General features: G+C 36.4%; 17 protein-coding genes. 14 read left to right on the top strand and 3 right to left on the bottom strand.

The annotated features are described in order from the left end of the window. Positions 1-389: 389 nt before the first annotated feature. Together AC3WSK_RS26020 and AC3WSK_RS26015 are read right to left on the bottom strand one after the other, a co-directional pair. Entirely contained in the window at positions 390-1,022 is a 633-nt protein-coding gene (locus AC3WSK_RS26020) for a type 1 glutamine amidotransferase family protein (protein WP_492414931.1), read from the bottom strand. A gap of 75 nt (positions 1,023-1,097) precedes the next feature. After that, the gene (locus AC3WSK_RS26015; protein WP_492414930.1) at positions 1,098-2,060 is read right to left on the bottom strand and encodes a helix-turn-helix transcriptional regulator; all 963 of its coding nucleotides are present in this window, start codon (positions 2,058-2,060) and stop codon (positions 1,098-1,100) included. 890 nt (positions 2,061-2,950) lie between these two features. On the opposite strand from AC3WSK_RS26015, the gene AC3WSK_RS26010 reads away from it, so the two are divergent. The 5 genes from AC3WSK_RS26010 (at position 2,951) to AC3WSK_RS25990 (ending at position 9,367) form a co-directional block, all read left to right on the top strand. After that, complete coding sequence (locus AC3WSK_RS26010; protein ID WP_079563371.1) at positions 2,951-3,892, top strand: YybS family protein; 942 nt, start codon at positions 2,951-2,953, stop codon at positions 3,890-3,892. A gap of 12 nt (positions 3,893-3,904) precedes the next feature. Beyond that, a complete protein-coding gene (locus AC3WSK_RS26005; protein ID WP_492414929.1) occupies positions 3,905-5,878 on the top strand; it encodes a DHH family phosphoesterase in 1,974 nt (657 codons plus the stop codon). Then, positions 5,875-6,321, top strand: a complete 447-nt coding sequence (gene rplI, locus AC3WSK_RS26000) for a 50S ribosomal protein L9 (RefSeq protein WP_079563373.1) — start codon at positions 5,875-5,877, stop codon at positions 6,319-6,321. The genes AC3WSK_RS26005 and rplI overlap by 4 nt, the downstream gene beginning before the upstream one ends. 13 nt (positions 6,322-6,334) lie before the next feature. After that, positions 6,335-7,696 (top strand): replicative DNA helicase, encoded by a 1,362-nt coding sequence (gene dnaB, locus AC3WSK_RS25995; RefSeq protein ID WP_079563374.1) that lies wholly within the window; start codon positions 6,335-6,337, stop codon positions 7,694-7,696. Between the two features lie 378 nt (positions 7,697-8,074). Next, on the top strand, positions 8,075-9,367 hold the full coding sequence (locus AC3WSK_RS25990; RefSeq protein WP_079563375.1) for an adenylosuccinate synthase: 1,293 nt from the start codon (positions 8,075-8,077) through the stop codon (positions 9,365-9,367). A 562-nt stretch (positions 9,368-9,929) separates the two neighbouring features. On the opposite strand, the gene AC3WSK_RS25985 is transcribed toward AC3WSK_RS25990, so the two are convergent. Then, the gene (locus AC3WSK_RS25985; RefSeq protein ID WP_170939053.1) at positions 9,930-10,742 is read right to left on the bottom strand and encodes a YitT family protein; all 813 of its coding nucleotides are present in this window, start codon (positions 10,740-10,742) and stop codon (positions 9,930-9,932) included. A gap of 518 nt (positions 10,743-11,260) precedes the next feature. On the opposite strand from AC3WSK_RS25985, the gene AC3WSK_RS25980 reads away from it, so the two are divergent. The 9 genes from AC3WSK_RS25980 to rlmH all read left to right on the top strand — a co-directional run bounded on the left by AC3WSK_RS25980 (position 11,261) and on the right by rlmH (position 21,318). Beyond that, positions 11,261-12,721: a peptidoglycan DD-metalloendopeptidase family protein gene (locus tag AC3WSK_RS25980; protein ID WP_492414928.1), complete on the top strand. Its 1,461-nt coding sequence runs from the start codon at positions 11,261-11,263 to the stop codon at positions 12,719-12,721. Positions 12,722-13,247: 526 nt separating this feature from the next. Beyond that, a complete protein-coding gene (yycF, locus tag AC3WSK_RS25975; protein WP_049662630.1) occupies positions 13,248-13,961 on the top strand; it encodes a response regulator YycF in 714 nt (237 codons plus the stop codon). 6 nt (positions 13,962-13,967) lie between these two features. Beyond that, entirely contained in the window at positions 13,968-15,836 is a 1,869-nt protein-coding gene (gene walK, locus AC3WSK_RS25970; protein ID WP_079563378.1) for a cell wall metabolism sensor histidine kinase WalK, read from the top strand. Further along, positions 15,833-17,152, top strand: coding sequence for a YycH family regulatory protein (locus AC3WSK_RS25965; RefSeq protein ID WP_492414927.1), 1,320 nt, complete (start codon positions 15,833-15,835; stop codon positions 17,150-17,152). Before walK ends, AC3WSK_RS25965 begins: the two co-directional genes overlap by 4 nt. Beyond that, positions 17,139-17,966: a two-component system regulatory protein YycI gene (locus AC3WSK_RS25960; RefSeq protein WP_427483883.1), complete on the top strand. Its 828-nt coding sequence runs from the start codon at positions 17,139-17,141 to the stop codon at positions 17,964-17,966. The genes AC3WSK_RS25965 and AC3WSK_RS25960 overlap by 14 nt, the downstream gene beginning before the upstream one ends. After that, positions 17,966-18,754, top strand: a complete 789-nt coding sequence (locus AC3WSK_RS25955) for an MBL fold metallo-hydrolase (RefSeq protein ID WP_079563381.1) — start codon at positions 17,966-17,968, stop codon at positions 18,752-18,754. The genes AC3WSK_RS25960 and AC3WSK_RS25955 overlap by 1 nt, the downstream gene beginning before the upstream one ends. A 292-nt stretch (positions 18,755-19,046) precedes the next feature. Next, on the top strand, positions 19,047-20,342 hold the full coding sequence (locus tag AC3WSK_RS25950) for a S1C family serine protease (RefSeq protein WP_079563382.1): 1,296 nt from the start codon (positions 19,047-19,049) through the stop codon (positions 20,340-20,342). Positions 20,343-20,583: 241 nt separating this feature from the next. Then, positions 20,584-20,748, top strand: coding sequence for a CxxH/CxxC protein (locus AC3WSK_RS25945; protein ID WP_079563383.1), 165 nt, complete (start codon positions 20,584-20,586; stop codon positions 20,746-20,748). A gap of 90 nt (positions 20,749-20,838) precedes the next feature. Beyond that, complete coding sequence (gene rlmH / locus AC3WSK_RS25940) at positions 20,839-21,318, top strand: 23S rRNA (pseudouridine(1915)-N(3))-methyltransferase RlmH (RefSeq protein WP_079563384.1); 480 nt, start codon at positions 20,839-20,841, stop codon at positions 21,316-21,318. Positions 21,319-21,470: the final 152 nt, after the last annotated feature.

Here is a 21,470-nt window from a genome sequence, read left to right as displayed (position 1 = left end):
TTTCGAGCAAAAATCTTATTAAATTTAAAGTATAAAGAAATTGGAGTTCATCTGGGTTAAGGTGCTGAAAGAGTACAGCACCCCAACATTTGACTTAGAACCTTTTTATTTATACTGTTTTCTCAAAGATTGTTGCTATAAAGGAAAGTTAGGATTATTCCACAATCGCGCCCGATTCTTGAAGATCATTATTGCCAAAGAAAAAAGCACACCTATATGCAATAAAAAAGATTTAGTTACCAATTCTATTTATAAAAACTTCAGGAATGCTTTGTAAGTTTTTTACTTCCATAAACATATATAAGTAATATACAAAAACCATGCTTTGGCATTGTCTAAAGCATGGTTTTTATTTGAACTAATATAAAACTGCTAAGTTGATTTTTAGTTCAGCTATTTATTGAATTCATTAACTGGAAGAAGTATTCAGTTTTATAAGTCTTATTTAGGTTATACCATGAATGCAATGTGTCGGGTGTAAATACATCTAGTTTTTTCAGTACTTCCATAGTAAATTCCAGAGGTGCTACCCCTGATGCAGTAATCAAGTTGTCACCAGATACCGCAGGTCCCACCTCATGAAATTTTTCTCCTTTATAATTAGGACAGACCATCTTAATATACTCTAAGTCATTGCTTGTGTGTTTTCTAGAATCTAAGTATCCCATATTCGCAAGAGCCTCAGTTGCACCACAAATTGCAGCAACAATAGTACCAAGCTTTAAAGCTTCGCCAATTCTTTTTAAGATAGGTTGATGAATATCTTCTCTCCAAGTAGTCCCACCAGGTAAGACTAAAAGATCTTTACTCTCAAGCGTACATTCATCAAGAGAAATATCTGGTTGTATGCTCAGTCCTCCCATTGTAGTAATCATTTCTTTATTAGCTCCTACTGTAACTACTCTTAATGGGGCTAAATCTTTTTTGAAATATCTTCCAGAGTTTAATTCAGCAATCAAATATCCATATTCCCAGTCTGACATTGTATTAAATACATAAAGATACACTTTTTTTGTTTGCATTCAATAACGCTCCAATCTCAATTAATATAGCCTATTATAAGATAACTTCCCTGACAGCTAACGTCAGGGAAGTTATCATACTTCATGAAATTTTATTAATTCCGACAGAACTTCAATAAGTCTTTTCTTTAGACTTATTGGCTCAATAACTTGAATAGATTTACCATACGGTAAAAGTAAATAAGGTACATATGTATGTATAATATCCTTTTCAAGAAGAAATACTGCTTGATTTGAAGTACGTTCTTGTAAATAATGTCCTAAAAACCAATGTTGGCAAATATCTCCTAACGTCCCTGTATTTCCATTAATAACCAAAGAAGTAATCCCTTCCTTATCTTCTATAGTTGGAAGGAGGTTTCTCATAAAAAAATCACGTGCTGAAAAATTTTCTGGCCGGTTAAACTTATTTTCGGTTAGCATTAGACTTTCAATTCGATCTACTCTAAAACTACGGATATCATTCCTAAGATGACAAAATCCAATCACATACCACTTATTATTCCAATAGATAATTCTGTACGGATCGACCAATCTATAATTTAATTGCTTTTCGCCACTTTTATGGTAAAGAATTTTTACTGAGTACCCGTCAGCTACGGCCTGCTCCAACTCCTTCAAAAAAGGTTCCATAGAGAGTGAACTTAATCGACTTATTACTTCAAGACTAGTTAAATGTTGATTTATCTTTGTTTCCTGCTCTTGATTTGAGTATTTACTTAGTTTTGAAATGGCCCTATTTAGTGCTTCACCTCCATAATATCCGGCTTCTTCTGCAAAAACAGCAGCGTGAAATAGTGAAGTTTGCTCCTCAAAATCAAAAAAAAGAGGAGCTTCAATAAAATTATTTAATAAAGTATATCCACCGTTATGTCCTGTGTCTGAAATTATAGGTACACCACTTGTTGAAAGTGTATCAATATAACGATAAACAGTCCTTATATTCATCTCTAACTTTTCTGCAATTTGTTTTGCAGTAATTTTTTCACCTGAACTAAGCATCCATAGAATTGCTAACATATTGTCAATTTTAGGCATATAAATTCACCTCTATTTGGAATTTACCATCTATTATATAAATTTATTTTACTTAATTAGTAATAAATAAATTTTACAGTATTTATCATTAGAATTTAACTTATTTCCATGAATTAGACTATTCTGTCTTGTTAATTTAAGTACAACTCTTCATAATCTAATTCTATTTTTGGGCATAGCTCATCAACTGTGTAATTCAACAATCTGGCCCGATTGTTGAATTACACTATTTACCCAAAACAACAATGTCTACGAAAACAGCCTTTATTTATCAAAGTTGTATTTTCACTAAAGAGTAAGGTTAGTTTAATTTAAGGTAAATATTGTTATGTTCAATTCTATTAAATGGTAATATTGTTTATTTTAACGAAAGCTGAGGATGGTTAAACACATGTCATATTGATTTCCGTTCCGACCGAAATCAACTCCACGCTATGGTCATGGGCTTGGTTTATCTCAGTAATTGCTCTATATATTACCGTTTGCTATTATGATAAGAATTTATTACACTCTTAATAGACATGAATAAAGAAAAGATGGAACGTTAGAGATTGAGAAACAATCGACTAAGGACATTTTTAAAACAAAACGGCTTATAATCACTTCGATTAAAAGCCTTTTTTTATGTATTAGTAACTGTCGTAAGTTGCTTTTTTTTATTGTTGAAAAAATTTTAAAATAATATATATAGAAGAACATAATCAATGAATGAATTTGTTATGCTTTTTCGGTAAAAAATCTCCTATATAGCTATGTGTTTTATGCTTTAGTCATCGGTTCTACAAAATTAATGACAAAGCATAAGTTGTTCTTAGCGTTTTTTGTTCAATAACCTGAAAAAATGGTACAATAAAGGTCAGTAAGTTTGACTAAAAAAAGGAAGGTTTTCAATGCCGAATAATCAAACAAAGGCGCTTGTACAAGGCTCAATGATGGTCGCAATCTTTACGATTCTAATGCTTATTTCTGCATATGTACCATTCATTTTTATAGTAGGTCTACTATTTGCCCCACTACCGATTGCTTGGTATAGCGCAAATTACAAGCGTTCATCATCAATACTCGTAGTAGTAGTAGGATGTATCTTAACCATTTTAACGAGTGGCATTATTATGCTACCATTTGCCTTTATTTTGGCGTTACTTGGTATCGTTATAGGAAGTGCAATTAATCAAAAGAAGAGCAAACTTTACCTATTCATGTCGTCTGGGGTGGCTGTTCTTCTGTCAATGGCAATTGTCTATGTAGCCTATGTTCAATTTGCTAATATCAATATTATTAGCATGAGCACGGATCTTTTACGCGAAAATTATGAGCAATCAAATGAACTTGCAAAAACGGTGACAGGTCAAGTAGTGTTTCAGCAAGAACAAATTGATGCTATGTTAAAAACAATTGAGCTGACAATACCTGCAACAGTAACAATCACTGCATTTATGGCAGCATTTATTATCATAACGTTAAATTTACCTGTATTAAAACGTCTTGGTTTAGACGTACCAAAATTTGCACCGTTCCAAAATATGCGTTTACCACGATCTATTTTATGGTATTACATGATTGTTTTATGCATTAATTTATTTGTGCGTCCGGAGTTTGGATCTACATTAGATATTATTGTGTTAAATGTTTCTTCTATCTTATGGATGTTATTAATCCTGCAGGGGATTTCCTTTATACATTACTTTATTTCTAAAAAGGAAATGCCTAATGCTGTTAAGTGGGTAGCAACTTTGTTAGCCTTACCACTATCATCCATTATAATATTGCTAGGCATCGTAGATTTAGGTTTCGACTTACGTTCACTTGTGAAGGGGAAAACCAAAGAATAAGGGGCTGATGTAATGGGGACTTTTAGAAAACGACCAATTCGCTATCCGCTTTTTGTTCTTTCCATTTTTGGCATTGTGACGTTCGTGCTTCTATGTATTTGGAATATCGGGATAGGTATCGGTTACGGGGTAGGTTTTGTTCTATTAATGGTTTATACGTGGAAGGTAGAAAAGATTACCTTTGAAGAAACAGAAAAGCATATTGAATCCATCTCTTTCCGCATGAAAAAAGTTGGGGAAGAGGCATTACTTGAAATGCCAATTGGGATTTTGCTTGTCAATGATCAATATGAAATAGAATGGTCGAATCCATATATGCAAGGCGTTTTAAATATGGAGAATTTAGTAGGTGAAGGGATCGTTAATATATCTGACGACATTTACGTGCTAATGAAGTCCGAGGAAACAAACGAAGATACGATTACGCTGCATGATCGTAAGTACCGAGTTTATTATAAAAAAGAAGATAATTTACTATATTTCTTTGATATCACTGAGCAGATAGCTATTGAAAAACAATACTATGCTGATCGTACAGTTATTGCGATTTTATTTGTTGATAATTATGACGAAATTACACAAGCAATGGACGACCAGCCACGTAGTTTAACGAATACGCTGGTGACATCGATTGTTAATGATTGGGCGGCTGAGCAAGGGATATTTGTGAAACGAATATCATCTGATCGTTTTTTAGCTGTATTAAACGAATCGATTTTAATGGAGCTTGAAAAGAAAAAATTCGCTATTTTAGATACAATTCGAGAAAAAACGGCGCAAAAAAATATGTCATTAACATTAAGTATTGGCGTTGGCGCAGGGTCATCTTCATTAGTAGAACTTGGTGAACTAGCACAATCAAGTTTAGACCTTGTTTTAGGTCGTGGTGGTGATCAGGTTGCTATCAAGCAGCCTACAGGAAAGCTGAAGTTCTATGGCGGGAAAACTAACCCGGTTGAGAAACGTACACGCGTTAGAGCTCGTGTTATTTCTCATGCACTACGTGATTTAATTCAGGATAGTGACCAAGTGTTTGTTATGGGACATAAAAATCCTGATATGGACTCTATTGGTGCCTCTGTTGGCGTACGTAAAATGGCACAAATGAATGATGTAAAGGGCTACGTAATCATAAATTTTGAAGAGTTAAACGGAAGTGTAACACGTTTAATGAATGAAATTGAGAGTAAATCGGATTTCTATGAACATTTCCTAACGCCAGAGGAAGCTGCGACAAAAATGACAGAAAAATCGTTGCTCGTTATTGTCGATACACATAAACCAAATTTAGTCATCGATTCACAACTATTGAAGTTGGCAGAAAAAGTTGTGGTCATTGATCACCATCGTCGAAGTGAGGATTTTATAGAAAATCCAACGCTTGTTTATATGGAGCCATATGCATCATCTACAGCTGAGCTTGTGACAGAGTTACTCGAGTATCAACCAAAACGTGCGAAGATTAATATGCTAGAAGCTACTGCATTGCTAGCGGGAATTATTGTCGATACGAAGAGTTTTACACTGCGTACGGGGGCCCGTACGTTTGAAGCGGCTTCTTATTTAAGGACAAATGGTGCCGATACAGTGCTAGTACAGCGATTATTAAAAGAAGATGTCGATACGTATATTGAACGTTCTAAAATAGTGCAGACTGTTAAGTTCGTGAAACCGGGTATTGCTATTGCTGTAGGTGAAGAAGCGAAAGTGTATGACTCTGTACTAATTGCGCAAACCGCAGATATATTACTAACAATGAAGGATGTCGGTGCTTCCTTTGTCATTGCGCATCGGTCAGATGGCAAAATCGGCATAAGTGCAAGATCACTTGGCGAAGTAAACGTGCAGCTTGTTATGGAGAAGCTAGGCGGCGGCGGGCATTTAACTAATGCAGCTTGCCAAGTCGAATCAAATTCCATTGCTGGAGTAAAAAAATATTTAGAAGAGGCCATAAATGAGGTACTCGAAGGGAGTTCTGAATCATGAAAGTAGTATTTTTAAAAGATGTTAAAGGAAAAGGGAAAAAAGGCGAAATAAAAAATGTCGCAGACGGCTATGCACAAAACTTCTTAATTAAAAATGGTTATGCTGCTGAAGCAAATGCACAAGCATTAAGTCAATTAGAAGGTCAAAAGAATTTAGAAGCTAAAAATGCTGCTGCCGAATTAGCTGAAGCAAAAGCATTAAAAGAAAAATTAGAAGCTTTAACGGTAGAACTAAAAGCAAAATCAGGTGAAGGTGGTCGCCTATTTGGTTCAGTATCTTCAAAGCAAGTTGCCGATGCACTTCAAAAAAAGCATGGCATAAAAATTGATAAACGTAAAATGACTTTAAGTGATGGAATTCGTGCGCTAGGCTTTACAAATGTACCTGTAAAACTACACCATGAAGTATCTGCTACATTAAAAGTTCATGTAACGGAAGAATAAGGGGCGACAATCCATGACCGAACCGATGATGGATCGCGTTCCACCGCATAACCGGGAAGCCGAGCAATCGGTTATCGGTGCGATTTTCCTCGATCCTCAATCGTTAATCACTGCATCTGAAATTTTACTAGCAGATGATTTTTATCATAATGCACATAAGCAAATTTTCGAAACGATGCTACGTTTAAGTGATCTGGGAAAAGCGATAGATGTTGTCACAGTTACTGAAGAATTATCAGCTAAAAAAGAAATTGAGGATGTTGGCGGGCTATCGTATTTACTAGAGCTCGCCAATGCTGTCCCTACAGCTGCTAACGTCGCACACTATGCGAAAATTGTCGAAGAAAAGTCTCTATTACGTCGTTTAATTCGTGTAGCTACTAAAATAGTAGAAGATGGCTATACTCGTGAAGATGAGGTAGAGGCATTACTTGGTGAAGCAGAGAAGAAAATGATGGAGGTAGCCAATCGTAAAAATGCGGGTGACTTTAAGCATGTTAAAGACGTATTGGTGGAAACCTTTGATAACATTGAGCAGCTTCAATCACAAAAAGGTGATGTTACAGGTATTCCGACAGGCTTCCGCGACTTAGACAATATAACAGCTGGCTTCCAGCGTAACGATTTAATTATTGTTGCTGCACGTCCATCTGTAGGGAAAACAGCCTTTGCATTGAATGTCGCACAAAGTGTTGCCGTTCAAGCAAGGGAAAATGTTGCGATCTTCTCCTTAGAGATGGGTGCTGAGCAGCTAGTTATGCGTATGCTTTGTGCAGAGGGAAATATAGATGCACAAGTTTTACGTACAGGTGCTTTAACAACAGAAGATTGGGGTAAACTAACTATGGCAATGGGGAGTTTATCAAATTCAGGAATTTTTATTGACGATACACCGGGTGTACGTATTAATGAAATTCGCGCAAAATGTCGACGTTTAGCACAAGAGCATGGCCTCGGTATGATTTTGATTGACTATTTACAACTTATTCAAGGTAGTGGTAAACCAGGGGAGAACCGTCAGCAAGAGGTATCTGAGATTTCACGTTCTTTAAAACATTTAGCGCGTGAATTAAAGGTTCCAGTAATTGCATTATCACAGCTATCTCGTGGCGTTGAGCAACGTCAAGATAAGCGACCAATGATGAGTGACTTACGTGAATCGGGAAGTATTGAGCAAGATGCTGATATTGTTGCCTTCTTATATCGTGATGATTATTACGATAAAGAGTCCGAGAGTAAAAATATGATTGAAATTATTATTGCTAAACAGCGTAACGGTCCAACGGGTACAGTTACACTTGCCTTTAAAAAAGAATTCAACAAATTCATTAATGTGGATTGGTCGCAAATGCCGCCACCGCCTCCACGTGATTAAATATTTATTTGGCTCACCATCAGTAGTTGAAGATGCCATTTGTTAAAACATTTGCCATGTATATAAGTTGATCTTCGTTACGACTGGACTACTTCAAGAAAGCGCCCTGTCGAAACGGAAATCAACCATACACTATGTTGGCCAAATGCTGATTGAAAAAGAGGAACATAACGTTTGCGACTATGCCAAAACGGAATTAATCTGAATGTTAGATAATATTCATACCATTCTGTTATTAAACACGAACGTTGAATCATATTTTTTGATTTTACGTTCGTGTTTTTAAGTATTTTTGTTGACTAGGCGTTTCTATCATTGTTACAATAATTAACGGCTTAAAAATTGAGATACAAATTGTATCTAACGGAGGTGCTGACTATGACATCAGTTGTAGTTGTAGGAACACAGTGGGGAGACGAAGGAAAAGGTAAAATTACAGATTTCCTTTCACAAAAAGCCGATGCAATCGCTCGTTTTGCAGGTGGTGATAATGCAGGTCATACAATTAAATTTGATGGTGAAACGTATAAGTTACACTTAATCCCATCAGGTATTTTCTATAAAGAAAAAGCTTCAGTAATCGGAAATGGTTTGGTTGTAAATCCAAAGTCATTAGTGACTGAGCTTAGAGGCTTACAAGAGCGTGGCATTAATACAGATAATTTACGAATTTCTAACCGTGCGCATGTTATTTTGCCATATCATATAAAGCAAGATATCGCTGATGAGGAAAGCCGTGGCGATAATAAAATTGGTACAACTTGTAAAGGGATTGGGCCATGTTATCAGGATAAAGTAGCACGTATCGGTATCCGTATGGCTGATTTACTAGACAAAGATGTATTTGAAGAAAAACTACGTCAAAATTTAGTAATTAAGAATAAGTTATTTGAGAAATTTTACGAAGTTGAAGGTGTAACATTCGAAGAAATTTTCGAGGAATATTACAACTATGGACAAGAAATCGCAAAATATGTAGAAGACACGTCAAAAATCTTAAATGATGTACTAGATGAAGGCGGCAAAGTGTTATTTGAAGGAGCACAAGGTATTTTACTTGATGTCGATCAAGGTACGTATCCATTTGTAACATCTTCAAATCCTGTTGCCGGCGGAGTAGCGATTGGTGCTGGCGTTGGCCCATCACGAGTTACAAGTGTTATTGGTGTATCTAAAGCCTATACATCTCGTGTTGGTGATGGACCGTTCCCAACTGAATTATTTGATGAAGTAGGTCAACAAATTCGTGAGGTTGGCCGTGAATACGGTACAACAACTGGTCGTCCACGTCGTGTAGGCTGGTTTGATACAGTAGTTGTGCGCCATTCACGCCGAGTAAGTGGTATTACGCATCTTGCGCTTAATTCAATTGATGTTTTATCTGGCTTAGAAACAGTGAAAATTTGTACTGCGTATAAATATAAAGATGAAACAATTACTGAATATCCAGCAAACCTTCATATTATTGAACAATGTGAACCAATTTATGAAGAGCTTCCAGGCTGGTCAGAAGATGTTACAGGCTGCAAAACATTAGAAGAGCTACCTGAGAATGCACGACGCTATGTAGAACGCGTAAGTGAATTAACTGGTATTGAAATCGCTACTTTCTCTGTTGGTCCTGCACGTGAACAAACGAACGTATTAGTGGACGTTTGGGAAGCAAAATAATTTTAAATCAAAAGAGGACGTACCATATGCGGTACGTCTTTTTTTATACCAAATCTCTTTGCTGGCACTGAATTTTGAGGTGAGAGATGACTTATTACTATATTTTATGTATTCCAAAGAGGACGTTATGGCTGCTGTAGCTACGCTTTTGCAAAGACATCTGTTATTGTCGCTTAGCTTTCATACAAAAGACAACTGTTACAACTTCTATATATTTATATATTAGAATGATATGCAAAAATACACTAAATGAAGTAGGTGATCTTCGTTACGACTGAGCGACTCCTTGGGGATCAGCGATATAGAGGAACGAAGGCTAAAAGCATCACGTCCTGTGATAACGCCTTCGTGACCAACATCCTGTCGCTGCCGCTACGTTAGCACTACGCTTTCGCACAGAAAACATTTGTTGCCCCAAGCAGCTCATCGGACGCCCCCAGGAAAGCGCTCAGTCGGAACGGAAATTACCCCCTCGTTTTGCCGAAGAGCCATACTTAATTTCATAGGTGTTATATTTTTTCACAACAAAAGGGCGTACCATATACGGTACGCCCTTTTGTCATTAGTGAATATCTCTTTTCTTGAAGCGACCACCTCTAACCTCTGCAATATTACCAATTGCTAGGAAAGCATGATCATCAATTTCAGAAACGATTGATTTAAGTTTCGATTCTTCTAATCGAGTAATGACGGTAAAAATAACTTTTTTATCGTTACCCGTATAAGCCCCTTCACCATGAAGGAAAGTCACACCTCGACCAAGTCGGTCCATAATGGTCTGTCCGATTTCATCAATTTCGTCACTAATGATATAAACAGATTTTGATTCCTCCATCCCTTGAATGACGATGTCAATCATTTTATAGGCAATATAGTATGCCAGGATAGAGTACATGGCTTGTTCCCATGTGAACACAAATCCTGCTACCGTAAAGATAAGTACATTGCAGAACATAATAATTTCACCAACGGAAAACGGCGTTTTACTATTAAATAAAATAGCTAAAATTTCTGTCCCATCTAACGAACCACCATAACGAATGACGATTCCGACACCAATACCTAAAATCATGCCTCCAAAAACTGTGGCCAATAGTGTGTCTTGAGTAAATGGTTTTATATTATGTAAGAAAAGTGTTGCTAATGAGAGTACTGTTATTCCGAGTCCTGATGAAAGTGCAAAAGTTTTACCAATTTGTTTATAGCCTAAAAAGATAAAAGGTAAGTTTAAAATGAAGATGAAAATACCAAGAGGTAAACTTAATAAATGCGAAGTGATAATGGATACGCCTACAATTCCACCATCCATAATGTTGTTTGGTACTAAAAATAGCTCCAGCCCCAGTGCCATAATGACTGCACCTAATGACACCATAATGGTCCTTATAATAAGTTTACGAACAGTATTTTTGCTTTGGGGCTTTCTTACTTTAGTGGTTATTCCAGAGGTTTGTGAATCATTCAAATTAATCGCTCCAATCAACTAGTATATCTCCATTCTATTTTATCGGAATATTAAAAAACTAAAAAGTGGTAAGTCTTAAATCATACTAAAAATAAATACAATACTACATTTTTCTCAAACACTACAAATTTACTGTAAGAATTTGGTGAATGTCCTTTGTACACTGAAAGCGAAACGTATTGAGTGAATCTACATTAGATATCCTTTGAAAAGAAGTGGCTGGAGAGAACATCCGCGCTTAAAATTATTTTTATTAATTGCTACAAAAATAGTAATTTTGTAACAAGTAGTAGAGTAATAATACATTTACATTACAAAAAGATGAAAACAATCTAACCGAATTTTCTTTATGGTACAGTATATTGGTGCAAAAAATCCTTGTGGGTAATTAATCCTGCTAAAGGTTAAAGTTGGAAGGGGCTTTATTGATGAGTTCGTCTTGGTCAAGAAAAGAAAAAAACAGTAGATTTACTTACAATTTTTCTTCAATTAAAAAGATATCCATTATTACAGTGTTAATGACAAGTTTAACGTTTGATGTAGGTTTTGCAAAAGAAAAACATAATGAAGATTTGAATAAAATTTATCACGTTTACGTGGGAAATAAATATATAGGTGCGGTCTCTAATGAGAAAGCTATTGAAGAAATTATTGCGTCAAAGGAAAAAGGAGCAAGTCAACAATACAAAGAGTTATCGATTGATGCTAGTTCTTCTGTCAAAATAATCCCAGAGAAAGTATTTAGTAATCAAACTAAAGATGTGGAGATTTTGAAGAAATTAGAACAATCTTTAGTAGTTCAAGCTCCATCATTTACATTATCTGTAGATGGTGAGCCTGTAGTTTCTTTAAAAGATGCAAAAGACTATGAAGATACTATTCGTATGCTAAAACTACAATATGTTTCACAGCAAGAGCTAAATAGTTTATATGTTAACCAACAATCAACGAATATTCCACCATTACAGACTGGTGAAGCGCGCCTTGTAGATGTTTCTTTTAAACAGGAAGTTTCAGGTGCAATACAAAAAGTAGCACCAAATGCTATTGTAACGCCTACGGAAGCCGTGAAATATTTAATGACAGGCTCTCTTGAACAAGTAACATATAAAGTTCAATCAGGTGATGTTTTAGGATCGGTTGCCCAAAAACATGGATTAACAACAACTGAGCTAGTAGCGTTAAATCCTGGTATCACTGTTGATACAGTTTTACAGATTGGACAAGCATTAAACGTAACAGTCGCTAAACCATTTGTAACACTTGAGGTAAAACAGGAGAAGAAAGTTACTGATACTATTCCGTTTAAGAAAATAGTTGAAGAAGATCCGACGATGTATAAAGGTGAGAAAGTGATAAAACAACCAGGTGTTAATGGAAGTAAAGAAACATCTTATTTGTTAACGTCTGAAAACGGAACTCGTATATCCAAAGTTGCGTTAAAAGAAGATATTATACAACAACCAGTTGATGAAATTGAAGTAGTTGGTACGAAAGTGATTTCATCACGTGGTACAGGTGAATTTACTTGGCCAACAGTGGGTGGCTATATATCAAGTGGGATGGGCCAACGTTGGGGAGAACTCCATCGTGGTATTGATATCGCTCGTCCTAATAATTATAATATTTTAGCTTCAGATAATGGTGTTGTTGTCGCTGCTGGTGTCTCAGGTAGTTACGGTAATCGTATCGTAATTGATCATCATAATGGTTATACAACGCTTTACGGACACCTTTCTTCAATTGAAGTAAAAGTAGGACAAGTGGTAGAAAAAGGTTCTGTTATAGGTGTTATGGGCTCTACTGGAAATTCTACAGGTACACATCTACACTTTGAAGTTGAAAAAAATGGTTCGTTAGAAAATCCATTAACATATGTAGGGCGTTAATTAGTTCGAATAGAAGACAGTCCGAAGTAGGACTGTCTTTTTGTATACGTTGTATTTAAATCTATGTTATTTCCCAAGAAATATTTGTCGAAATATAGTTGGATAAAATATCGTATAATGTCTTAGGATTTAGAATAATGCATAGAAGCAAAAAGCATGGTAGAGTTAAGAGTAGTTACTTTAACTTCTTTCAGTAAAATCCCCCACCTTTATAGGTGGTGAGTTGAATACGGAGTGAAGTTATTTTTCAACGGGTGTCCGCTGAAATAGAGGAACTTAGGCTAAAAACTTCACATTCTATGAAAACGCCAAGGAGTGCTTATAGGATATTCGCCTAAAATCATCGCATCCGTGCGAGAACGGCTAACTAACCTGCATCGTGTCGGCCCTCATGTTGTTGCTGTCGCTACGTTAGCACTGCGCTTTTGCACAAAAGACATTTGCAGGCCTAACTACAAAGCCAAATCATAATAGATAGAATACACATCGTTTAAGAATAGATAAAAAGCGAAAGGGAGAGAAATATATGGACAAAACCATTTTAGTTGTTGACGATGAAAAACCAATCGCAGATATTTTACAGTTTAATTTAATAAAAGAAGGGTACAAAGTTATTTGTGCTTATGATGGAGATGAAGCTCTAGAGAAGGTTGAGGAAGAGCAACCTGATTTAATGCTTTTAGATATAATGTTACCTAAGCGTGATGGGATGGAAGTTTGTAGAGAAGTACGAAAAAAATATGATTTTCCGATCATCATGCTAACAGCAAAAGGTTCTGAGATTGATAAAGTATTAGGATTAGAAATGGGCGCAGATGATTATGTGACGAAGCCATTTAGTACACGAGAGCTTATTGCGCGTGTAAAGGCGAATATGCGTCGCTTACAAGTAGTAGCTCCTACTGCTGAAGAAGTCGAGGAAGAATCCAATGAAATTGTAGTAGGTTCTCTAGTTATTCAACCAGACGCTTATTTAGTGCTGAAACGTGATGAGGCAATTGAACTAACACATAGGGAGTTTGAATTATTACATTACTTAGGTAAGCATATCGGTCAAGTGATGACGCGTGAACATTTACTGCAGACTGTGTGGGGCTATGATTATTTCGGCGATGTACGAACAGTAGATGTAACAATTCGTCGTTTGCGGGAAAAAATAGAGGACAATCCTAGTCATCCAGCTTGGATCGTCACACGTCGTGGAGTAGGTTATTATTTACGAAATCCTGAACAGGAGTAAAAAGGAATGCAGAAAGTAAGCTTCTTTAAATCAATTCATGTAAAGCTAGTACTAATTTACATCTTACTAATCCTACTTGCTTTGCAAATAATAGGAATCTATTTCGCGCGTGAATTAGAGCGGAATTTAAAAGAAAACTTTCGGGAATCCATTTTTCAACGTGTCGATTTGATGCAATATAGCATTCGTGAAGAAATGTTAAAAGAGCGCGATGAAAGTAGTATGCCAACTCTTGAAGAGAGCTTGAAAACGATAGTTATGGAGTTTTCAACGGGGTTGAAGGACGTTTCTGATGGAGATATTTTAGGAATCCGTGTCATCGATAATAGACAACGTATTCGCGCCACATCTGAGGTAGACAATCAAGGTTTGATTGGACAGCGCTCAAATAATGATCTCGTGCGCCGTGCCATCTCTGCGGAAACTTTATTTGAAAACATTAAACTTGATAATAAAACAAGAAATCGAGTGTGGGTGTTAGCTTCGCCAATTCGAGATGGTGCAGGTCCTGATGATGAAATCATAGGGGTTCTTTACATTGAAGCTGATATTGAATCTGTTTTTGAACAAGTGAATGACATTAACCGTATTTTCCTTGGGGGTACGGCAGTGTCCATGGTGATTACGATCTTTTTAGGGATTTTAGTGGCACGAACAATTACACAGCCAATTTCAGATATGCGTAAGCAGGCACAGGCGATGGCAAAGGGTAACTACTCTCGAAAAGTGCGGGTTTATGGTACAGATGAGATTGGGCAGCTTGCTATTACCTTTAATCATTTAACCAATCGCTTGCAGGAGGCGCAATCTACTACAGAGGCAGAACGGCGAAAGCTCGATTCGGTCCTTAGTAATATGACGGATGGTGTTGTTGCGACAGATCGAAAAGGGCGGATCATTCTTATTAATGATCCCGCGCTAGAGCTTCTCCATATTTCAAGAGATATTACATTAGGTCGTCCGATTGCATCTGTTTTAGGTATTGACCAAGAGTATAGTTTTGAGGATTTAATTCACATGAATGATGCGGTGAATTTAAATTTCAGTACAGCAGACGCACCGTATATTTTGCGTGCGAATTTCTCTGTCATTCAAAAAGAAACGGGCTTTATTAATGGTCTAATTACCGTACTGCATGATATTACGGAGCAGGAAAAAATAGAGATGGATCGTAGAGAATTTGTATCGAATGTGTCACATGAATTACGGACGCCATTAACGACGATGCGTAGTTATTTAGAGGCGTTAGCGGATGGTGCATGGAAAGATGAAAATATTGCTCCAACATTTTTGAATGTCACACAAACAGAGACAGAGCGTATGATCCGATTAGTGAATGATTTATTGCAGTTATCACGAATGGATAGTTCAGATTATGAGTTGAATAAAGACATTGTTCTATTCAATTCATTCTTTAACCGTATTATTGATCGTTTTGAAATGTCTAAGTCAGACAAAGTGAGATTTGAACGTTTATTACCAGAAGCCTCTTATTATGTAGAGATTGATACAGATAAGGTGACACAAGTTATCGATAATATTATTTCCAACGCTATTAAGTATTCACCAGATGGAGGTAATATTCGCTTTGGCTTTACAGTGCAAGGAGATATGCTGAAGGTGATGATTTCTGATGATGGTATGGGAATTCCTAAGGAAAATGTAGGACGTATTTTTGACCGTTTCTATCGAGTAGATCGAGCACGAGCACGATCTATGGGAGGCACTGGTCTAGGTCTAGCTATTGCGAGAGAGATGATTGAAGCTCACGATGGTAAAATATGGGCTGAAAGTGAGGAAGGACATGGAACAACAGTGTTCTTCACATTACCACTTAATTTAGATGATTTTGACGAGGCAGGTGAGTGGGAATGAAATATATAGAACCAGTTAAATCAGGTGTATTATTTCTACTCGTTGTGCTAAGTGTAGTTTTAACTTTTATGATTTGGACATACACGCCAGATTATAAAGTTATTGAACAGACTGAAGGAAAAGAAATCCTGATTGGACCACAAAAGAAAATGGCGGATGTCATTAGGCCGTATAAAGCTATTTACCGTTTTGATAAGGAATTTACCGGAACCGTTTCTAATGGCGTCATGGAAGATATTATGCAAGCATTTGAGGGATGGAATATTCTAGATTTAATGCCTGTAAACAATAACCTTACAGCCGACTCTTTAAACGAGATGATTCGTACGAACAATTGTATGACTGTCTTTTTTACTGGTGAGATTCCTTACTCTGCCTTTAACTCAATTTTTCAGTTCGCCGATAAGGAGCTACCTGAAACAACCTTTAATCGTATGATTATAGATTGGAGTAAGTATAATAACAAAGAGTTACAGGTGTTTTTCATTAGTGGCAATAATGAATCATTGATGCGTTCGCATGTAAGTCTAGAAAATGCTAATCAGTTTGTACGAAATATTATTGAGCCAGCGAAAACATATGGTCCTTTTACAGAGGTGGAGCGAGATGGCTTTACCTCACTATATATTGCAAACGATAAAATTGAATCATCAAAGTATACGTATTTTATCGAAGAGAAACCTGAATTGTTAAAAGATGTATTATTTACAAATCTAAAAAATGTCCGGCGAACTGATGAAAGTACAACTACTGAAAAATATCAAGATGGAATGTCAAAGATGGTGCTTGATTCAAAATTGAAATCATTGACTTATGCAAATCCAGCTGCAGAAAGTAGTATAAGAATAGAACCTTCCAAGCTCTTGAAGGATAGTTTTGAATTTATCAATGAACACGGTGGCTTTACAGATGATTATCGCTTAGTATCAACAAGTACAAGCAATAATCAATTAGATTATCAGTTATATTTACACGGATTACCGATTTTTAGTGAACAGGCGATAAATCGAATTACAACCGTTTGGGGAGATAACCGTATTTTCGTCTACAAACGTCCATACTTTTCTTTTGAGAAAGATATTCCATCCGAAAGAGAGATGAAAGAACTTCCGTCAGGAACAGAAGTCGTTGAACAGATTAAAAAGCTAAATAACATTGCTTTATCAGATATAGATGACATTGTTGTGGGATTCTATTTGACTCTTGATCAAAATACAATTGTGACAATAGAGCCGTGTTGGTTTGTCATTCGTAATGGTGTATCCACGAGACTGACGCCTGAAGTAGTAGGGGGTGTCAAAAATGGATTGGAATAGAACAAAATCTATTTTTATATTCGTTTTTTTAATCTTAAATATTTTCTTGTATTGGTTGTATTTAGATCGTTATAACGAAGCGCAGAGCGTAGAAATACTAGGTGAAAAAACAATAGAAGCCCGTTTAAAAGATGATAATATTACGTATGGACCACTGCCTAATAGTAACGAGTCTGCTACTTACATTACAGGCGAAGTGCATATTTTTAAAAATTCTGCTCCTGATGATAATCAGAAAGTGAGTTTTACGGATGAGACACATACACAAATAAGTGCTGTTTTTATCAATCCTGTGAAATTACGAAATATTAATGACGATGCAAGTCTTATCGATTTTGTCCACACAAACGTTAAAAACGGGGATTCTTATGCATTATGGGAGGTAGACCGTGAGGAACGAGTCGCAGTTTTCTTCCAGAAGAAAAATAATCGAATATTCTATTACAATGATAGTGCCGTGTTAAAAGTACACTGGAATATGGATAACGAAGTGACAAAGTATGAGCAGACAATGATTGACAATATAGAAGAGATGGAGCAACAGGAAACCGTTATTCCACCACTTCAAATTTTCCAAACACTTTATAATAAAACGCTATTAAAATCAGACTCGAGTATTGCGCAAGTGAAGTTAGGTTACTCGACATTTAGTAAATTAGATAAAACGCAAGTGTTGATACCAACATGGGAAGTACAAGTGAAATTATCGGACGGAGAAATAGAAGAGTACTTCGTTGATGCTATTGATGGAAAAATTATTGAAATCCAAGGAGACAAGCAACAAGGTGAAGAGGAAGACTGGGGAGTTGAATGATGCGATTTAGTGTTTTAGCAAGTGGCAGTACAGGAAATTCGATTTATGTAGAGAATGATGATCATGCATTTATTGTCGATGCTGGTCTAAGTGGCAAAAAGATGGAGCAACTATTTACAAAAGTCGACCGCAATATGAAACAGCTAAGTGGCATTTTCGTTACGCATGAGCACAGTGATCATATTAAAGGAATAGGTGTATTGGCACGAAAATATAATGTACCTATTTATGCAAACAACAAAACATGGCAAGCAATGGACGGGCTAGTTGGGGATATACCTTTAGAGCAACGTTTTGAATTTGAAATGGATACTGTAAAGCATTTTGGTTCATTAGCTGTTGAATCCTTTGCTGTATCACATGATGCAGCAGATCCAATGTTCTATAGTTTTCATGAAAACGGGCGTAAGCTTGTTGTTATTACGGATACAGGTTATGTTAGTGACCGTATGAAGGGTATCATTCGAGGTGCTGATTCCTTTGTATTTGAAAGTAACCACGATGTGAATATGCTGCAAATGGGGCGCTATCCATGGTCTATCAAACGTCGTATTTTAAGTGATGTAGGGCATGTTTCAAATGAGGATGCAGCTATAGCAATGAGTGAGGTAGTATTTGAAAAACCAACAAATATTTATTTATCACATTTAAGTAAAGATAATAATATGAAAGAGCTTGCGCGCATGAGTGTCACACAAACTTTGCAATCCTGCGGTATTATTGCCGGAGAGTATTTAAATTTATTTGATACAGATGCAGAAGAGCCGACAAAATTAGTTACTGTGTAACTTTTCTCAGCAAATGTTTTATGTAACGTAAGTGAAACGGCAGTTACAAATGTTTTATGTAACGTAAGTGAAACGTCGGCTACATTGCTTTTGGCTTAAAGTGAGTTAATCATATCGAATTATACAATAAAAAAATGAGGCTTTAATGAGGCTGTTCAATTACATTTTATAGAAAATGCATTGAACAGCCATTTTTATGTCCATTTTATTTATTTTTCATCTGATTTTAATGTTTGAATCGTAATATTAAGGTAACAACTAACAAATACTAATAAGAGAAAGGACGAGGAGAATGAGCTATTTTCAAGATGATGATAAAAACAAAGATTTTCTAAAAAATGATGATATACAGAAGTCACCTCTTCAGGAGCGACTCGAACAAGAGGAGCGAGAAACGCAAGAGAAGCGTCATAAAAAGAAAGGCGGTGGCGGAGGAAAGGGTGGTTATTTTTTCACTGGTCTTATCGGTGTCATCATTGGCGCTTTACTCGTGTGGCTCATGATGCCTGGACTTGTCAATCAAATGCCAGGTACAACGACGAGCAGCACGGGTGAAAATGAAACAACCATTAATCAAGTTGCAACAGAAGTGACTACTGATGTTACGAAAGCCGTAGATAAGACTTCTGGGGCTGTTGTAGGGATCACGAATATTCAAGAAGTAGCAAGCGGCGGATTCTGGAGTCCACAAGCCTCAGAACAGCCTGCAGGAAGCGGTTCAGGTGTTATTTACAAAGTTCAAGGTGATAAAGCCTTTATCGTGACAAATAACCATGTTATTGAGGGTGCAAAACAGTTAGAAGTAACAATGCCAGATGGAACGAAAGAAGTAGCGCAATTAGTTGGTCGCGATGTTTGGACAGACTTAGCTGTTATTTCAATCAGCTCTAAAGACGTTAAGACAGTTGCGACATTTGGTAACTCAGACGTATTAAAACAAGGTGAAACAGTTATCGCAATAGGTAACCCACTTGGCTTAGAGTTCTATGGCTCTGTTACTACAGGTGTTGTTTCTGGTAAAGATCGTTCTGTACCAGTGGACATAAATAATGATGGCACAAAAGATTGGCAACAAGAAGTATTACAAACAGATGCAGCTATCAACCCTGGTAATAGTGGTGGTGCACTTGTTAACCTTGCTGGTGAATTAGTCGGTATTAACTCCATGAAAATTGCGGAATCTTCTGTTGAAGGTTTAGGATTCTCAATTCCGATTAACTCAGCAATTCCAATTATCGAGGAATTAGAGAAAAATGGTGAAATGAAACGTCCAACAATGGGTATTCAATTAGTAGACTTAACGGATGTTCCGTCATTCCACCAACAGCAGACGTTACAATTGCCAAAAGACTTAACAACAGGTGTTGTTGTTACAGATGTCGTAGCTAACTCTCCATCTGCAAAAGCAGGCATTCAACAATACGATGTTATAGTTGAAATGGATGGCAAAAAAATTGAAACAGCAATCGATTTACGTAAACATTTATATAATGACAAAAAAATTGGTGATAAATTAACGATGAAAGTATATCGTCAAGGTAAAATAGTGGAACTATCACTAACATTAACAAATAGTGGTTCATTGTAAAGTTAAAAATCAGTGGGGATGATAGGATCTCCACTGATTTTTTCGTTGAATTATGAAGAATGATTTAGAAAATATTGTGGATAACTAGAAAATTGTGAATAATAACATTAACAAGGTGAGTGGCGGTATGAAGCCTATTCTTCCATACTTGCCTGTCCTTTGTTACAATAGATTGTGGATAACATAGACCGAATTGTGAATAAGTTTGTGGAAATTTCGGAAAATAAGAAGAGGTGTAAAAATGGAAAAATACAGCTGTGAAAACCATATAGAACACGCTTTAGACATGTTTGTGGCAGAGCAAAAAGAGTTCCCGATTATGGATAAAGTCGAAGAGGATAAAAAGTTATCCACAAAATGTAGCTACTGTGAACAGCCTGCAGAATATCTTGTATCAAGTAAATAACTTTACACAAGATATAGGATTCTCTTGTGGATATGTTGATAACTTTTGTGGATAATTTGTTTGTAAATGAAATGTAAAGGTGGATAACGTGTGAATATAACGATTGTATCAGTCGGAAAACTAAAAGAAAAGTACTTAAAAATGGGCATAGACGAATACGTAAAACGTCTCGGTGGCTATGCAAAAATGGATATAATCGAAGTACCAGATGAAAAAGCACCCGAACAGCTAAGCGAAGCAGAAATGGAAATCGTCAAGAAAAAGGAGGGTGAACGTATTCTATCTAAAATCGGCCCAGATACATACGTTATCGCCTTAGCCATTAACGGCAAAATGAAAACCTCAGAACAAATGGCGGCAGATCTTGAATCTCTAATGACCTACGGCAAAAGTAAAATCGCGTTCGTCATCGGTGGTTCCCTTGGTTTACATGACGATGTGTTAAAACGAGCTGATGAGCAACAGTCTTTCGGAAAGATGACATTACCACATCAGCTAATGAAACTTGTTTTGGTGGAGCAGGTTTATAGGAGTTTTAGGATTATGAAGGGTGAACCTTACCATAAGTAAGTGCGTTTTTTTCTGAAGAAATTGATACAGCACCATTCCTTTTCGTATGGAAGGTGCTGTGTTGATTAGATGAACATTGTCCATGTACAACTTAAACGTGACGCACATAACTTAGTCGTGATGTAAACAACTCAATCGTGATGCACACAACT

This window comes from Lysinibacillus sp. EB271-A1-10B, assembly GCF_058791335.1.
The sequence above is the reverse complement of the archived record's forward strand: the minus strand, read 5'-3'. Positions and strand labels throughout refer to the sequence as shown.

Bases quoted from the DNA above. Each gene is read 5' to 3' on its own strand.
- AC3WSK_RS26020 (WP_492414931.1), bottom strand. From the start codon at position 1,022: ATGCAAACAAAAAAAGTGTATCTTTATGTATTTAATACAATGTCAGAC.
- AC3WSK_RS26015 (WP_492414930.1), bottom strand. From the start codon at position 2,060: ATGCCTAAAATTGACAATATGTTAGCAATTCTATGGATGCTTAGTTCA.
- AC3WSK_RS26010 (WP_079563371.1), top strand. From the start codon at position 2,951: ATGCCGAATAATCAAACAAAGGCGCTTGTACAAGGCTCAATGATGGTC.
- AC3WSK_RS26005 (WP_492414929.1), top strand. From the start codon at position 3,905: ATGGGGACTTTTAGAAAACGACCAATTCGCTATCCGCTTTTTGTTCTT.
- rplI (WP_079563373.1), top strand. From the start codon at position 5,875: ATGAAAGTAGTATTTTTAAAAGATGTTAAAGGAAAAGGGAAAAAAGGC.
- dnaB (WP_079563374.1), top strand. From the start codon at position 6,335: ATGACCGAACCGATGATGGATCGCGTTCCACCGCATAACCGGGAAGCC.
- AC3WSK_RS25990 (WP_079563375.1), top strand. From the start codon at position 8,075: ATGACATCAGTTGTAGTTGTAGGAACACAGTGGGGAGACGAAGGAAAA.
- AC3WSK_RS25985 (WP_170939053.1), bottom strand. From the start codon at position 10,742: ATGGTGTCATTAGGTGCAGTCATTATGGCACTGGGGCTGGAGCTATTT.
- AC3WSK_RS25980 (WP_492414928.1), top strand. From the start codon at position 11,261: ATGAGTTCGTCTTGGTCAAGAAAAGAAAAAAACAGTAGATTTACTTAC.
- yycF (WP_049662630.1), top strand. From the start codon at position 13,248: ATGGACAAAACCATTTTAGTTGTTGACGATGAAAAACCAATCGCAGAT.
- walK (WP_079563378.1), top strand. From the start codon at position 13,968: ATGCAGAAAGTAAGCTTCTTTAAATCAATTCATGTAAAGCTAGTACTA.
- AC3WSK_RS25965 (WP_492414927.1), top strand. From the start codon at position 15,833: ATGAAATATATAGAACCAGTTAAATCAGGTGTATTATTTCTACTCGTT.
- AC3WSK_RS25960 (WP_427483883.1), top strand. From the start codon at position 17,139: ATGGATTGGAATAGAACAAAATCTATTTTTATATTCGTTTTTTTAATC.
- AC3WSK_RS25955 (WP_079563381.1), top strand. From the start codon at position 17,966: ATGCGATTTAGTGTTTTAGCAAGTGGCAGTACAGGAAATTCGATTTAT.
- AC3WSK_RS25950 (WP_079563382.1), top strand. From the start codon at position 19,047: ATGAGCTATTTTCAAGATGATGATAAAAACAAAGATTTTCTAAAAAAT.
- AC3WSK_RS25945 (WP_079563383.1), top strand. From the start codon at position 20,584: ATGGAAAAATACAGCTGTGAAAACCATATAGAACACGCTTTAGACATG.